The organism is Corynebacterium sp. H128 (assembly GCF_037482625.1).
Taxonomy (GTDB): Bacteria; Actinomycetota; Actinomycetes; order Mycobacteriales; family Mycobacteriaceae; genus Corynebacterium.
This window is the reverse complement of record NZ_JBBHKW010000011.1, coordinates 78,680-93,072: the sequence shown is the minus strand read 5'-3', so window position 1 is coordinate 93,072 and position 14,393 is coordinate 78,680. Positions and strand designations below refer to the sequence as shown.

Sequence of the window (14,393 nt, the reverse complement as noted above, 5' to 3'; positions counted from 1 at the left end):
GCGGACGTGGGCCGACGTGGCTGATGTTGAGATCGCGACGTTGGACTGGGTTTCGTGGTGGAACGAGTCACGACTTCACCAAAGCCTGGACTACCGTACGCCGGCTGAGGTCGAGCACGAATTTTGGGTGAGTAGCCCAGAACAAGAAATAATAGAAATCAAGGCAAACGCCTAGGAACAAAACCCGGGGCACTTCAATGCTATTGACGCGTCAGCAGTATTTAAAAGCGCGCTCACCGGCAGTTGAAGTGAGGTATCCACGAAAAATGTCAGTGATTTTACTACGAAAATGCATTGGCTGAAGTCGTCTACGGGCTGAGCACGAATGAATACCGACTCCACGAAAACCTCGGCTGTCGTACACCGTTGGAAGTTGAAGCGGAATATGCCGCCACCATATGTCGAACAGAAGCAATAAAATCGAGGGCTCTAATCTAGTTAGCAATCCGGGGTGGTTCATTGCATGGGTTTTCTTCTGCTCCCCAACTGCGGCATCCAGAACAATACGGGCTCGAGCAGCCACGCGCTATACGCGCTAGGCCTTCCGTGCGAAGTCCTGGTACTTGATCATCGTGCCGGTCACGAAGTCCCAAGCTTCCACCCGGACGCGGTCGCCGAAGACTTTAACGCGGAGACCAGTGGAGTTATCGCCATCCAGTTTGTATTCGTCGTGGTCGCCGTCGGGCATTGTGTTGTTGAGGAGCGCACCGGTGTTCACGACTGGGAAGCCAGCGTGGTTACCGGTGGCATCGTCGCGGTAAACGCCCCACCAGTCTTCGAGATCAAAGGAAGCGTGGGTGTGGGAGGTGAACATGACCACGTTCTGGTATTTGCCCACCACGGCAGAGAAGTCATTCAGGCTGGCGAAGTCATTTCCGTACCAAGCCGAGTGTGTCAGCGACACAGTGTTCGGCAGGACGAGGTGGGAAAAGAGCAAGACCGGTGTGCCTTGGGCTTCCCAGTATCCCAGGCGCTCGTCGATAAATCGGAGCTGTTCTTCAGACAGCACAACGTAGGGTTCTTTGCCTTCGCGCAGCCGGTCTTCGTAGTGCTCGGTGGAGATGGTGATGATCGGCTGGCCGTTCACGATTTCCTCGCGCCACACGTGCTCCTGACCAGTCATGTCCAGGAAGCGCTTCAGGTAGACATCGGATCCTTCTTGGCCGAGCATCTCATGGTTGCCGATGGTGAAGTATTCGCGCCCCGAGGCATGTGGGTACGCCTTGCGATCCGCCATGAAGGCGTCGTAGTCCTCTTGCGCGCCGACATCCACGTAGTCGCCGTTGAAAACGATCGCCCCGGCCGGGTCCGGCTGCGAGTTCAGGGTGTTCATGGCCCGCGCGTACTTTTCGGTGTGACCGTGAGTATCGGATAGGACGTCGATAATCGCGCTCGGCTTGTCGGCGCTGGCCCCCAGTGGCTGCGTCAGCGCCAGATTGTCGACGGCCCAGAACCAATCATCCTGGGCGTTGGCGTAGTCGAAGGTGAAATGAACACTCGTTGCGCCGGCTGGAGCATCCAGTGGCAGCACCTCGTGGGAGGAGAACTTGGTGGCATCCAGCTTAAGAAGTTCTTGGGTCGCGCCAGTGTTGTAGTGGGCGGTGACCTGTGCGAAGTTCTCTGCGGAACCCTGCTTGTAGTGAGAATCGAACTCAAAGGCAGCGCCCGGCTGGAGCGGGATCTCCGGGGTGCGCAGCGTGGTGCTCATTTCCTCGGGAGCTGCGATGCGGTGATGCTTGGATTCCGCCACGGCGTAGGAACCATCCCCGCGGGTGAAGTAGTGCCGCTCCTCGGTGCCCACCGCCCAGGTCCAATCGCGAGTGTTCGTCCAAGTCCAGCCCTTCCAGCGCTCCTCGCCAGACTTGATTTCGTTGGTGGCTACTGAGAACCCGCTTGGACCCTGCTTGTTGAAGCCACTCGTGGTGTCCACATCGTCGAAGCTTTCCTGCCACAGCACTGGACGGGTGGTGTCGGTCGCATAGGCCTGGTTGCCGGAGCCAGTCGGTGTGGTGCCGGTGTCGCTGCTCAAGGAGCCGCTGCTGCCAAAAATGTCGGAGCTGCTGAGGGCACTGGCAGGGATTGGGAACGCAAACAACGCGCTAGCCAGGATCAACGCCGGGATTCTTTTCATTTCATCTCACTATTGTTCAACAAGTACAGAGGGGACGAATGAAACCTAAACCCCGCAGCAGGCCGGAGGGATAAGTTCAGGTGAATATGAGGTGAAAACTTCTGGACCGGGGAAAACGTGGCGATGCTTAAGGCTGGTACGGGGTTGCCACCAAGTTCGTCAGCGTCGGCGTATTACCAACCAGCTCTAGCTCACTGTTCACCTGCATCACCGATGGCATCGCGCCGGGAGAACTCGCCACCCCGATCCACTGCACATGCAGGTTGCTCGCATCCCATGTGATGTCCTGAACTGACGCCTTGTATGCCTCGGCGCCGTTGATGTTCCAGCCTCGATACGAGGCCACAAAGTTCAGGTCATTGTCATAAATCAGCAGCGTATCTGGCCAGGAAGTGCCACCCATGTCGCAGTTGTAGGCCAGGACCGCCTCGTCTTTAGCATCACCATTGATGTCCGTGTAGCCGCCGAGCGGGGAGTTGTCATCGCGCCGCACCAGCTGATGGGTGCCGCGGTTGTCAGTCGGCAGGCGTCCACCGACCAGGTTGCCGGCGGGGTTTTCGCACAGCTCCGGCACCCACACCGACTCCAGCGCCTCAACCGGGATCTCCTTGTTGTGCGGCGCACGCCCCGCGAAACCAGCAGGCTGTGTGGGGCTGTGCTTAGCGACGTCCGGAGTCGCCACAAGCGGACTCTGCGCTTGCGTAGTTAAGGTCATAGTTTCAGTGGCTGTTGTTGTGCTTGGTGCTGCAGGCCGCAAAGACTGCAAGTCGGCGCAACCTGAAAGCGCGAGCCCCGCTACTGCGAGCACACCAGCGACGACGCTGAACGGTTTCCGATCAGTAGTGTTCATGAATCGGAGACTAACAAGCTATCTATTAGTCGGCGAGTGATGTTATCGAGCTGGTACGTAAGATGGCGGGAATGAACGCCGCCGAGTCGCATCCCAAAGGAAAACGGAGTCCAAAAGAGTGGGGGATTCCACTTTGTTTGTTAGCAGTGTTTTTGGCGCTGCCACCAGTAATGCAGCTGTTCATTGATCCGCCCGCGTTGGGCTGGGCAATTGTGGCTGCCTTGGCGGTGACGTCGATAAGCGCGGGCTTCATCGACGCCCGCAAGTTTCGCCCCACGGCGTCGTTCCCGATCCTGCTGGCTGTTGCATTCTTCTTGACGATGCGGTTGTACTTTGACGATCGAGCCTTGATCTACCTCCTGCTGTTTACGCTGTTGGCTGCGGCCGGGGAGTGGCTGGGTGGCCGGAAGGAAAAGGTGTAATCCGATGGAGATTTGGCAGCTTAACCACCCCAAATTGGGCCTGATTGAGGTCGAACGTGGTTTTGATGAGGAATTCCGAGAGCACTATCCTGACTGGCCTGCCGCGCCCTCGGAGAAGCCCTTCACTCACTTGGATGCCGATGCGAACCTGAAACAGCGCATGACTGCTTGGGTTCGCAACCCGCCCGCCCGTGTTCAAATCAAAGTCGCAGGCATTCCGATGAGCCGGATAAAGAAGGTTCCCAAAGCAAAATTTCCGCTGCAGGAGAAAGATCTGAGCAAGCTTGCCGACGGTGATGCGGTAACCATCCCCGGGAAACCGCAACTTGTGTTCGTGCGCAGTGCTTTCGACGAGATTCTCTCCATCAGCTACCGCGAGGGCGCGGAGATCGTGGAATTTGATCCACCTCCGGGATCCCGGGGCGCAAAACGCAAGCAGGCGATGGCAGAAAGCTCCTTCAAACGGATGGCATTCCCACTGCTCGCAGGCTTGGGGAAGAGCGGTTGGGCGATTTCCGTTCTCGTCCTTGGCCCGCTGGTGGGCCGGCTGATCACCTGGATTCTAGGTTTCCTCCCCGACCTGAATTTGCCGCAGATTTCCTTGCCGAAGCTGCCGAAGCTGCCGAAGCTGCCGGAGCTACCGGAACTACCCAAACCGCCCTATATTGCTTTGCCTTATCCGCACTGGTCGCTACCGGGGATAAGTTTCCCGCAGCTGCCAGAACTGCCAGCGTGGGTGCTCTTTCTCATGGAGTACTCGAAAGTGTGGGTGCCCGTTATCGTTGGCATCTTCTTAGCGATCATGGCGATTCGCAACCATAAGAAATCGGAGCGAATCAAACGCGAGTGGGAGAACCGCAGAGATCAACAGCCGGAGGAGACCTCCGGCGAGCAGACCTAAAGTGATGCCGCTTGGGTGCCTAGAGCTCCTCGATGGAGTAGTTCCCTGTTGGTGCGATGCGGGGGCCGCCCAAGGGCAAGCTGGCGTCTGACTGGTACCACATTGAGTCGCTGTTGATGCTCAAGCGGACGCGTTTGCCCACGTAGGGGCGCCATGGCCCGGTGGTATCTTCCGGGGTTCCGTAGGGCGACTCCTCGTGGTCCCCCAGCGCCAGGTAGGTCGCGGACTGCGTGGTGCTTTTCCCAGGTGAGCCACTTTTTGTTCCGGTGATTTCCTGGGGTGCGTCGAACATCAGCATGAGGTACTCGTTGTTCGGGCTCTCATTGTTCGGCGGGGTTTTGCCGTTGAGTACCTCGGCGGTGCTTTTGGCAACCACGGTGCCCTCTAAGGCGTATTCATAGGAGGATGCCGCAACCTGATCCGCGGTAGCGGGGGTCAGAACTACCAGGGCATTATTTCCGCCCGTGCAGCTGATGCGTCCTTCGGCTGCAGTGCAGTTCATGGAGTAGTTCTGTCCATTGCTGGGGCTGGTTGCTTGCACACTAAACGCCCCAGTTCGCTCCGGAGAGGCAGCTACGGCGCTTGCTACTGCTTTGGAGAACCCACAGGAGGTGGCCGCAGTGCCGGCGTGAACATTCACTGCGCCGACCGTGCCGCAGTTTTCCCCGGCTTCGCCCTGCGGAGTAGGGGCGCTGGCTTGCTGGCTCACGACGCCAGTTCCGCCACGTAGCTCAGCAAGGGCACTGCGATCTGATGCCGGGATCCACTTGACCTCCCGGTGCTCGGGGTCCGGAAGGAGCTTCAAGGGGATTTCGGTTTCGTCGCCAGTCTTGGTTAGTTTGCGGTCTGCCACCACGAACTGTTGTAGCGTCGTGTTGGGCCTGAGCGAATGCCACACGCTTTGGTACAGCCCCTGGCCGCTGGCGGAGACCATGACAGCTGACCTGCTGCCGCCAGCGGATGCTACTCCGCTAATAAGCACGTCCTGGGTATTAACCACTTCTCCCTGTTCAGGCTTAGTAAATACAGAAACTGGAGCAAAGTAATCTGTGACGTCGGCGCGGATCAGTAGCTCGGGGGAGTCGTCGCCAGTGGCCTCTGCGAGAGCATAAGAATAGGTGCCCGCGGGCTGGAATGGGTCGGTTTTATTGAATTGGTACGCGTCGGGGTTATCCAGCACTTTCTCATAAGCGTCGGCGAGTTGGGCACCGGGAGTGGGGCTGGCAGCAGTGGATTCATTGCCTGCTTGGCCCGCGGCCGTGCTGTCGGCACCGGACGGAGAGGCCGCATCGTTAGCGGAACAACTGGCAAGAGCAAGTGTGGAGGCCAACACCAGCACGGATAGGGGAGTACGTCGCATGGCGGTTCCTCGTCGGTAGCTATGGGGACGGTGATAGGGCCTATGGTATCCGGCGTTTTCGGTGGGCGGGGCCTTTTGGAGGTTCTTGGCCGCAAGATAAGGATTAAGCCCCCTGTTGCTCGAGCAGTGATCGGCACGTTCGCGGGCTATGTCTAAGGGGAAGGCCGTGGAAGCGGCGACGAATCACCATTCGTGCGGAATCGTTAGATGAGGGGCTAGGTGGCCTGGAGCACCCTCCTGACTATTGCTTCATAAATTTCGCAGAGTTCGTCGAGGGTGCGCTCTTCCTCTGGTCGGTACCAGTTAGCAATCCCGGTGCCCATATCTATGAGGAGGAAGGCTGACAATTTGGACTCTGTGGTGTGTAACTCCCCGGCGGCCACGCCATCGTTAATAATGGATACCCAGCGCTGCACGTAGTCGCGACGCAGTTGGCGCACGATGCTGGAATGTGGTTCTTGTAGCGCTTTGATCTCCCGGTGTCCCACTCGTACTTGCGCGGCATTGTCTGCGTGAAAGCGGGCGTGATTGCGCATGCTGGCCACCACTTTTGCTGTGGGTGAGGTGAGCCCTGCCATGGCGGCCGCGTGATCTCGCAGGAGCTGTTCGGTCACTGAGACGCAAATATCTGCGAGAACTTCCTGCTTGGAAGGGTAGTGGTTGTACATGCTGGAGGCGCGAATCCCCACCGCCTGCGCGATGTCCTCCATGCTCGTGCCGTAGAATCCGCGTTCGTCGAAAAGCTTGATGGCAGCTTCATAAATCTGGCTGCGGCGTGGTGGGCGAACCATGGCGTCCTTTGCGTGTGGGGGTGTCTTTTCAATTATGGTCAGAAACTCCTTGACAGTGAATGAGTCCTGGATCACACTTTAGGCTAACGGCCATTCGCTAAAAGTGTGAATTGGCCGCGCAGTAGCTCGCATTGCCCCCTTAGTCGCTCGCTTCCACGAAAGGCTCCCACATGGCCCACGAATTACTCGACCCCGCCACAGATTTCTACGCTCTCTTCTCTGATGTCTCTGGTGCAGACCTGGATTTTTGGAAGCGAGCCCGCACCTTTAGTGAAGAAGCCCAGCCGGAAGTCAATGATGCGTGGGAAAAGGCCGAGTATCCGCTGCACCTGATCAAGCGTTTGGGTGAGCTGGGTTTGGTCAATGATGGACTCGACGTACCCGGACGCGAGAAAATGTCACCACTTGCCGCTGGCCTAGTCCTCATGGAGGTCGCCCGCTGCGATGTCTCGCTGTGCACCTTCTTGGCCATCCAGGCTGGGCTGGTCATGCGTTCCATTGCGTACTGCGCCAGTGAAGAGCAAAAGGACGAGTGGCTGCCTGCGCTTGCCGACGTCGATAAGCTTGCCAGCTTCGGTCTCACCGAACCTGACCATGGTTCTGACTCTGTGGCGCTCGAAACCACGGCGCGCCGTGATGGGGATGACTGGATCATCAACGGCGAAAAATACTGGATTGGCCACGGCGCAATCGGGGGTCTCACCGTGGTGTGGGCGCGCATGGATGACGGCGAAGTGGGAGGCTTCCTCGTGCCACAAGATACGCCTGGTTACACCACGGAACCAATAACCGGCAAGGTCTCAGTTCGACCGATTCCCCAGGTCAAAATCATGATGAATGATATGCGCGTGCCGGAATCCTGTCGGATGCCCAATGCCAATTCCTTCAAGGATGCTGCTTCCGTGCTCTTTGCTACCCGCTCTGGCGTCTCCTGGATGGCGCTGGGTAGCGCAATGAATTGCTATGAGCAGGCCCGCAAGCATGCCCTCGAAAGGATGCAATTCGGTCGCCCGCTCGCCGCGAATCAATTGATCCAGCAGCGGCTGACCAACATGTTGCAAGACATCACGGCGATGGCGCTGTTCTGCCGTCGTATGGCAGAGCTGGATGCAAGTGGCAATATTGTGCCGCAGCAAGCCTCATTGGCCAAGCTGCATAACACTCGTGCGGCCCGCCGCGTAGCTGCTGAGGCTCGTGACCTGCTCGGCGGCTCCGGAATCCTGCTGGAAAACAACGTGATTCGGCAGATGGTGGATATCGAGTCCATGCACACCTTCGAGGGCACAGAGTCCATCCAGTCCCTCATCGTGGGCAAGAAGATCACCGGCATCGGCGCATTCCGCTAGCTGTTCGGAGTGGCATCGCTACTAGCGCGTATTCCCGCATTGATGCTGATGGCTCGGGAGAGGGTCGCCTTTCATTTCTAAACTCCCGGGCAAGCGCCGGGTGCGACAAATGAATGAGGATTCGCCCTCTACTGTAATCGGCATCACTTTCTACCATCAATGGGTAGGCTCGACATCATGAAGCTCATCCTCACCTCATTCCTGCACCCACGTTTATCTGAATACGCTTCCGGCACCCTTGCTTACATTGGCGATGCCGCCCGCAGCTATGGCGATGCCCCGTGGGTGCGTGCCGAACGCGAGGCCCTAACACAGCAGGGATTTGAGATCGTGGACTTAGCAGTCGCCGATACGCCTTTAGGGCAGATTCGCGAGGTCTTGGGGAGTGTTGATGGCGTATATGTCGCCGGTGGCGAAACCTTTGATCTGCTCCACGTGCTGCGCACCACTGGGGCCTTTGATCTGCTGGTGGAAAAGGTGCGTGCCGGGCTGACCTATATCGGCACCAGTGCCGGTTCAGTTGTCGCAGGTCCGAGCATTGAACCGATTTCCTTGATGGACTCGCCGGAAAAGGCGCCTGAGCTGGTTGATCGTGCGGGGCTCGGACTCACTGAATTCTGCGTGGTGCCTCATGCCTGTGGCTCCTTGAAGCCATATCCGATTTCAGTGATCGCCGAGATAGTGTCAAAGTATGGCGAGGGCTATCCGCTGATGCTGTTGCGTGACGGTCAGGCATTGGTCATCGAAGACGGCACAGTCACCCTGATTTAAGTGGTCGCTTGCGGCGCATTATTAGTATCTTTATTCCGTGGATACCCTGTACCTAATAGCGCTGCTGTTTTCTATCGTCGGAGGCTTGGCTGCATCTTTGCTGCGCCTACCACCGCTCATCGGCTTTCTTGGGGCAGGCTTTGTTGTTAGTGCCATAGGGTTACAACAGATTCCTTTCATTGACGTGATGGCCGATCTGGGCGTGACCACGCTGCTCTTCACCATCGGATTGAAACTGAACCCGCGCGATGTAGCCGGTCCCCGGGTGATTGGTTCGGCAACGGGTCACGCAATAGCTAATACCCTCATCTTCGCCGTCTTGTTTGGTCTGGCGAGCTTGCTGCCATTCGCGGAGCTCAGCGGGTTGGATTTGCGCTCGTTGATCTATATCGGCATCGCAACTTCTTTTTCCTCAACCGTCTTCGTGATGTCTCAGTTGGAGGAGCAAAACCGCAGCGGTTCCTCGGTGGGGCGCATCGCAATCGGTGTGCTCGTGCTGCAAGACATCATCGCAGTGGGAGTTCTCGTAGTATCCTCAGGTTCCACGCCCGAAGTTTGGGCGGTACTGTTGCCGCTGCTGCTGCTGTTCCGGCCACTGATCAAGCACATGCCGGATCGCATGTTCCGCCGAGAGATGTTGGTGCTCACTGGCATCGGCATCGCTGTCGGCGCATATTCACTCTTCGAACTTGCGGGGATCTCCGGTTCCCTCGGCTCACTTGTCGCGGGCATCGTACTTTCGGGACACCCTGTGGCCGAGCGGCTTTTCGACGCCCTCATCAGTATCCGCGAGCTGCTGCTAGTTGCCTTCTTTATCAAAATCGGCCTTGGCGGCTTGCCGGGGCCCGGCGGCTTCCTCATCGCGGGCATTTTGTTGTTATTCCTACTGGCGAAGGCCGCAATCTACATCGTGATGATCCACCGCGTTGGCATGTCCGCGCGCACCAGTGCGCTTTCCGGTTTGACGCTGGCAAACTACTCCGAGTTCGGGTTGATCGTCACGGCGGTGGCGGTGAGCAATGGGGCGTTGCCGGGGACGTGGACGTCGATAATGGCGATCGCCGTGGCCGGCAGCTTCATTATTGGTTCGCTCGTGACGGCCCGGGAAGAAGCCCTGCTGCACTGGCTGCTGCGCTGGATTCCGGAACGACCAGCCCACCGACTCGCACCCGATGAGCGACCTGTCCATATCAGCGAGGTTGATGCGCTCGTCTTCGGAATGGGCCGTGTCGGTGCCGGCGTCTATCACCGGCTCAGTGAGGAATACGGTCTGTGTGTCTACGGCATCGATTTTGATGAAGAACGTATCGAGCGGCTCCGCGATTCTGGGCACCGCATCATCGCCGGCGATGTGACCGACTCTGAATTGTGGCGGCGCATCAAAATGGAACAATCACCGCGCCTCATTGTGCTTGCGCTGCCGCTGCATCATGACACCGTGCATGTGTTGCGAGGCATCCGCGCCGCCAACTCCACCGCCGTCATCGCCAGTACCACCCAGGTGCGGGACCATTGCAGCGCGCTTCGCGACGGCGGGGCGGACGTAGCCGTCTACCTTTACGACGGTGCTGGTGAAGAACTCGCAGATCAGGCTATGCGGGCACTGCTCGAACGCTGAGCATTATCACCCACTGGGAACACTAATCCGGCCACCATTACGTGCATGGGGGTGAAGTCCTACGTCTGTTCTTACCCGAGTTTTATGGTACTTAGAGATGTGTGAAAGTACACATTTGGTTTCTTCTTATTGTCCTGGCCCGCTAGACTGACCACCGTATCTTCCTTCCTCGGGTGTCACTGATGTGATCAGGCATTACCGTGAATTTTCTCTGATACGAACAACTCGCTCCGCCGTCGGCACTGACAGGCAGGTGGCGTTGACCCCAGAGGAGGACCGCAATGGCTGAACTACGCATCATTCGTGTGCTGAGTAATAATGCCGTCCTAGCTGCAGGTGCGCCACACCCAGAGTCCGGAGCCCGTCCGGCGAACCGCGTCATCGTGGACAAAGGCATCGGCTTTGGTCGAAAAGTGGGGGATCAGCTACCGGAAACTTCTCGGCATCCGGAGGGGAAGGCAGAATACATTGAGCTCAGCCAGGAGCACGAGGATCTGCTCCAATACTTGGGAGATATCCATCCCCGCCTCCTTGAGGTGACAAGCGCCAGCATTGACCTCGCCGTCGATATCCTCGGGCCACTACACCCATCTGTGTATGTGATCCTGTCCGAACATCTTTCTTTTGCAATCGAACGCACCGGCCGTGGTGAGGTCATTCGCAGTACCCTGATCTCCGAGATGAAAGCAGCCTTTCCCGCCGAATTCTTCGCGGCCAGCCTTGTCTTGGACCATTTGAACGCGCAGTTGGGAAGTGTCCAGCTTCCGGAGGATGAAGCAACCTTCATCGCCTTACACCTGCGCGCGGCCCGCACTGGCGAGACAGTCAAACGCCCCTTGGAAACAGCCAATACTATCAATCGTGCCCGCACACTGGTGGAGAATCGGTTGCGCGTCGATCCCAGGCTGAACGCAGAACCACTATCCGTGCACCTGACCTTCATCCTGCGCAGGCTGCGCGAAGACAGAATGCGCACCAACGCCATCGCCAGCACGATATCCGCATCGTTGCCGGTGGAGATGTCCTTGGCGGAGGACGTGATCCGCATCCTGCTCAACGCCACAGAACTGCCTGCTGACATCGAGGGAGAAGCGGCGTTCCTCGCAGTATTCCTGCACGGCTGTCGCACCTGAAACCACAGCTAAAACTTCATTTTCAACCACTCCCGAAACAATCAACGAGGTGGAATCCACGTTATGAATGCAATAATGACCGCTTTGCAGCGGCTCGGTAAAGCCCTGATGGGTGCCGTCGCGGTGCTCCCCGTCGCCGCGATATTGATGGGCGTCGGCTACTGGATCGACCCGGAAGGCTGGGGCGCAGACAACGTCGTTGCCGCAGTCTTCATCAACTCTGGCTCCGCAATTCTGGATAACCTCGGATTGCTCTTTGCCATCGCCATCGCCTTTGGCCTGGCTAAAGACTCCAATGGTGCCTCCGCACTGTCCGCCTTCATCGGTTTTACCACCGTCACTAAGCTCATTGGCCCTAAAGCGGTGGCCTCCTACCAGGGGATTGAAGATCCTAAGAAGCTCAGCGGACAAGCCGCAATCGATTGGGCCTCCCATGGTTGGGACGCCGTCGGCCCGTCGAATGTGCTGTTCGGTATCATCGTGGGCGTATTGGCGGCGTGGGTCTACAACAGGTTCAGCAACGTCAAACTTCCGGACTACCTGGCATTTTTCTCCGGGCGTCGCCTAGTGCCAATCTTGACCTCGCTGCTGTCCATCGTGCTCGCCGGAATCCTCTACGTGGTCTGGCCAGTGCTTTACGGTGTGCTCTTTGACTTTGGTACTTGGATCCAGGGGATGGGCGCAGTGGGCGCCGGCATCTACGGCCTGATCAATCGTCTGCTCATCCCAACGGGTTTGCACCACGCACTGAATTCGATCTTCTGGTTCGATGTCATCCACATCAATGACATCGGCAACTTCCTTGCCGGCGGTGAGACCATCGCGATCGCGGCGCAAGCCACCGACGCTGCCAGCTGCCCTGGCATTTGGGAAAACGGTGCCTGCACCGTCGACGGCGTCATCGGCCGCTACCAAGCTGGTTTCTTCCCTGTGATGATGTTTGGCCTGCCGGGTGCCGCATTGGCCATCGTCATGCGTGCCGACGCCAAGCGTCGGAAGACTGTCGGTTCGCTGATGCTCGCCGGTGCGCTCGCATCCTTCCTGACGGGTGTTACCGAGCCGCTGGAGTTCTCGTTCATGTTCGCAGCTCCACTGCTGTTTGTGGTACACGCAATCCTCACGGGCATCTCCGTCGGTATCGCCGCAGCATTCCACTGGACCGCCGGGTTCGGCTTCTCTGCCGGTCTGATTGACATGGTGTTGTCTTCCCAGAACCCTCTGGCCAACCAGTGGTGGATGCTGTTGCTGCTGGGAGTGGCGTACTTCGGTATTTACTTCCTCGTCTTCTACAGCCTCATTGGTTGGTTCAATCTCAAGACTCCTGGACGCGGGGCTGATGAAGATAGCGCAGCAGCTGAGACGGACGATGCCGCCGACATGGATACGGCGAGCCAGGCACGGCAGATTCTTGCCGGTCTTGGTGGCTCCGCGAATGTCGCGGCCCTGGACTATTGCGCCACGCGGTTGCGGGTGACTGTGCATGAGCCCGCGCTGGTTGAGGAAGCGGCGATCAAGAAGTCCGGTGTTATCGGAGTTATCCGCCCTTCTCACTACAACGTCCAGGTCATTATCGGGCCTCAGGTACAGTTCATCCACGACGAGGTAGCACGTCAGCAATCGCTGGCCCGCCCAGACTCCACCATCAACTGAGTAGGAAAACCATTTGCATGTTTGGTCTAAAGAAGAAAACTGCAGTGTTCGCTCCCTGCGCCGGCAAAGTTTGTGAACTCGATATTGCCCCAGACCCTGCTTTCGCAGAGGCACTCATCGGGCCGGGTTTCGTCCTCGCTCCGGAAAATGAAGTGACGAATGTGTGCGCCCCGGTGGACGGCGAGCTGGTGACTGTTTTTCCCACCCGGCACGCCTTCGCGATGCGCACCGACGATGGTCTCGAGGTATTGGTCCACATCGGGATCGATACTGTCCGCCTCGGCGGGGCAGGATTTGAGGTCCTCCAGGAACAAGGCGCACGTTTGAAGCAGGGAACCCCAGTAATTCGCGCTGCCATTCAGTGCATCAGCACGGCAGGCCTGTCACCGCTGATCCCGGTGGTGATGACGAATAAGAAGAAGATTGACTCCGTCACCGTCAAGTGCCGGGAATCTGCGACGAGCGAGGATGTCGCTTGCCACGTGGCGTTGCGCTAGAGGCGTCGATAAGCCCGCTCGAGCAGTGCTTCGAGTGGGCCCCAGCCTCGCCTAGTGGCGGCGAGGGCGCACAGGGCGAGGGCAGCCAGTCCGATGAGTGGGTTGGTCCAGGACACAGCGTTAGCGAGAATGCCTGAGAAACTCGAGGTGGCGGGCAAATGGACGGCATCGCTGAGCGGCGAGTACATCGTCCAGCCAAAGGAGACAGAGCGCTCTTCTCCGAAGAAACGCGCAGTCAGCATGGTGACCACGTAGATCGAAACGGCATGCATGCCTATCGACGCCAACGGCCGCCATGCTGGCAGCATCCTGATCGCGCTCATGATGAGCAGTCCGATTCCCAGCAACATTGCCGAGGCTGTGACTACCGATGTGTCCAATTGCTCGTTGCTCATGAAAGAGATACCGGTATCGCTGAGCTGCCACCAGCCAAGTGGCAGGAAGACGACGCCGAGCACCCACCCCAGCGCAGGAGGGGATTTGAACATCACTATTCCGAGCACAGTGGCCAGAATCAGTAGAAACGGATCTGAATGCGAAATGTGGAACTGGGTAACCAGCACGTGGCCAAGAATAGTGAGTAGGGCGGTAGTGCCGAGCGCCCACCACGATTGGCCCACAAGCAGAGCTGCGACAATGAGGGCGATGCCCGCATGCTGAGCGAGGTCTTCAAATGTGTAAATCGTGTTTCCGGTGAGCCAAGCGAAGGCGATGAGGCCGCAACCTGCTAGTACCAAGCGGAAGCGATCTACCTTTGTCTGGGGAGCGAATTCAGCGACCGCGTACCCGATTCCGACGGACAACGCCCCAACTGCGGAATTCCACACGAAGAACTCTCCCAGCCCGGGGAGGCTAAAAAATCGCCACACCACGAGCAAAAGTGTGCCGACACCGATTGTCATCAAACCCTTCATAGGGATTGA

14 protein-coding genes are annotated in these 14,393 nt (G+C 58.0%); 9 read left to right on the top strand and 5 right to left on the bottom strand.

Annotated features, from left to right (window positions below):
• Positions 1–16 precede the first annotated feature (16 nt).
• Positions 17–175, top strand: coding sequence for an integrase core domain-containing protein (locus WG915_RS11645; protein ID WP_445227828.1), 159 nt, complete (start codon positions 17–19; stop codon positions 173–175).
• 360 nt (positions 176–535) lie between these two features.
• Here WG915_RS11645 and WG915_RS10285 read toward each other — a convergent pair whose 3' ends face one another.
• Both WG915_RS10285 and WG915_RS10280 read right to left on the bottom strand, forming a co-directional pair.
• The gene (locus tag WG915_RS10285; RefSeq protein WP_339565292.1) at positions 536–2,131 is read right to left on the bottom strand and encodes a metallophosphoesterase; all 1,596 of its coding nucleotides are present in this window, start codon (positions 2,129–2,131) and stop codon (positions 536–538) included.
• Between the two features lie 127 nt (positions 2,132–2,258).
• Positions 2,259–2,981 (bottom strand): hypothetical protein, encoded by a 723-nt coding sequence (locus tag WG915_RS10280; protein WP_339565291.1) that lies wholly within the window; start codon positions 2,979–2,981, stop codon positions 2,259–2,261.
• A gap of 170 nt (positions 2,982–3,151) precedes the next feature.
• Between WG915_RS10280 and WG915_RS10275 the strand changes: the two genes are divergently transcribed.
• Together WG915_RS10275 and WG915_RS10270 are read left to right on the top strand one after the other, a co-directional pair.
• Complete coding sequence (locus tag WG915_RS10275) at positions 3,152–3,403, top strand: hypothetical protein (RefSeq protein ID WP_339565290.1); 252 nt, start codon at positions 3,152–3,154, stop codon at positions 3,401–3,403.
• A 4-nt stretch (positions 3,404–3,407) separates the two neighbouring features.
• Positions 3,408–4,304, top strand: coding sequence for a hypothetical protein (locus tag WG915_RS10270; protein WP_339565289.1), 897 nt, complete (start codon positions 3,408–3,410; stop codon positions 4,302–4,304).
• Between the two features lie 19 nt (positions 4,305–4,323).
• On the opposite strand, the gene WG915_RS10265 is transcribed toward WG915_RS10270, so the two are convergent.
• Together WG915_RS10265 and WG915_RS10260 are read right to left on the bottom strand one after the other, a co-directional pair.
• Positions 4,324–5,664, bottom strand: coding sequence for a hypothetical protein (locus WG915_RS10265; protein WP_339565288.1), 1,341 nt, complete (start codon positions 5,662–5,664; stop codon positions 4,324–4,326).
• A gap of 215 nt (positions 5,665–5,879) precedes the next feature.
• Positions 5,880–6,455: a TetR/AcrR family transcriptional regulator gene (locus WG915_RS10260; RefSeq protein ID WP_339565287.1), complete on the bottom strand. Its 576-nt coding sequence runs from the start codon at positions 6,453–6,455 to the stop codon at positions 5,880–5,882.
• Between the two features lie 170 nt (positions 6,456–6,625).
• On the opposite strand from WG915_RS10260, the gene WG915_RS10255 reads away from it, so the two are divergent.
• From WG915_RS10255 to WG915_RS11640, 6 genes are all read left to right on the top strand, one after another.
• Positions 6,626–7,801 carry an acyl-CoA dehydrogenase family protein gene (locus tag WG915_RS10255; protein WP_339565286.1) on the top strand — a complete coding sequence of 392 codons (1,176 nt, stop codon included), beginning with the start codon at positions 6,626–6,628 and terminating at the stop codon, positions 7,799–7,801.
• 177 nt (positions 7,802–7,978) lie between these two features.
• Positions 7,979–8,572, top strand: a complete 594-nt coding sequence (locus WG915_RS10250; protein WP_339565285.1) for a Type 1 glutamine amidotransferase-like domain-containing protein — start codon at positions 7,979–7,981, stop codon at positions 8,570–8,572.
• 37 nt (positions 8,573–8,609) lie between these two features.
• A complete protein-coding gene (locus WG915_RS10245) occupies positions 8,610–10,190 on the top strand; it encodes a cation:proton antiporter family protein (protein WP_339565284.1) in 1,581 nt (526 codons plus the stop codon).
• A 281-nt stretch (positions 10,191–10,471) separates the two neighbouring features.
• A complete protein-coding gene (locus WG915_RS10240) occupies positions 10,472–11,323 on the top strand; it encodes a PRD domain-containing protein (RefSeq protein ID WP_339565283.1) in 852 nt (283 codons plus the stop codon).
• A 75-nt stretch (positions 11,324–11,398) separates the two neighbouring features.
• Positions 11,399–12,973: an N-acetylglucosamine-specific PTS transporter subunit IIBC gene (gene nagE, locus WG915_RS10235; protein ID WP_445227824.1), complete on the top strand. Its 1,575-nt coding sequence runs from the start codon at positions 11,399–11,401 to the stop codon at positions 12,971–12,973.
• 17 nt (positions 12,974–12,990) lie between these two features.
• Positions 12,991–13,470 carry a PTS sugar transporter subunit IIA gene (locus tag WG915_RS11640; RefSeq protein ID WP_445227823.1) on the top strand — a complete coding sequence of 160 codons (480 nt, stop codon included), beginning with the start codon at positions 12,991–12,993 and terminating at the stop codon, positions 13,468–13,470.
• Here the strand turns inward: WG915_RS11640 and WG915_RS10230 are convergent.
• Positions 13,467–14,384, bottom strand: coding sequence for a hypothetical protein (locus WG915_RS10230; protein WP_339565282.1), 918 nt, complete (start codon positions 14,382–14,384; stop codon positions 13,467–13,469). The two genes, WG915_RS11640 and WG915_RS10230, sit on opposite strands and share 4 nt — an antisense overlap.
• Between the last annotated feature and the right edge of the window lie 9 nt (positions 14,385–14,393).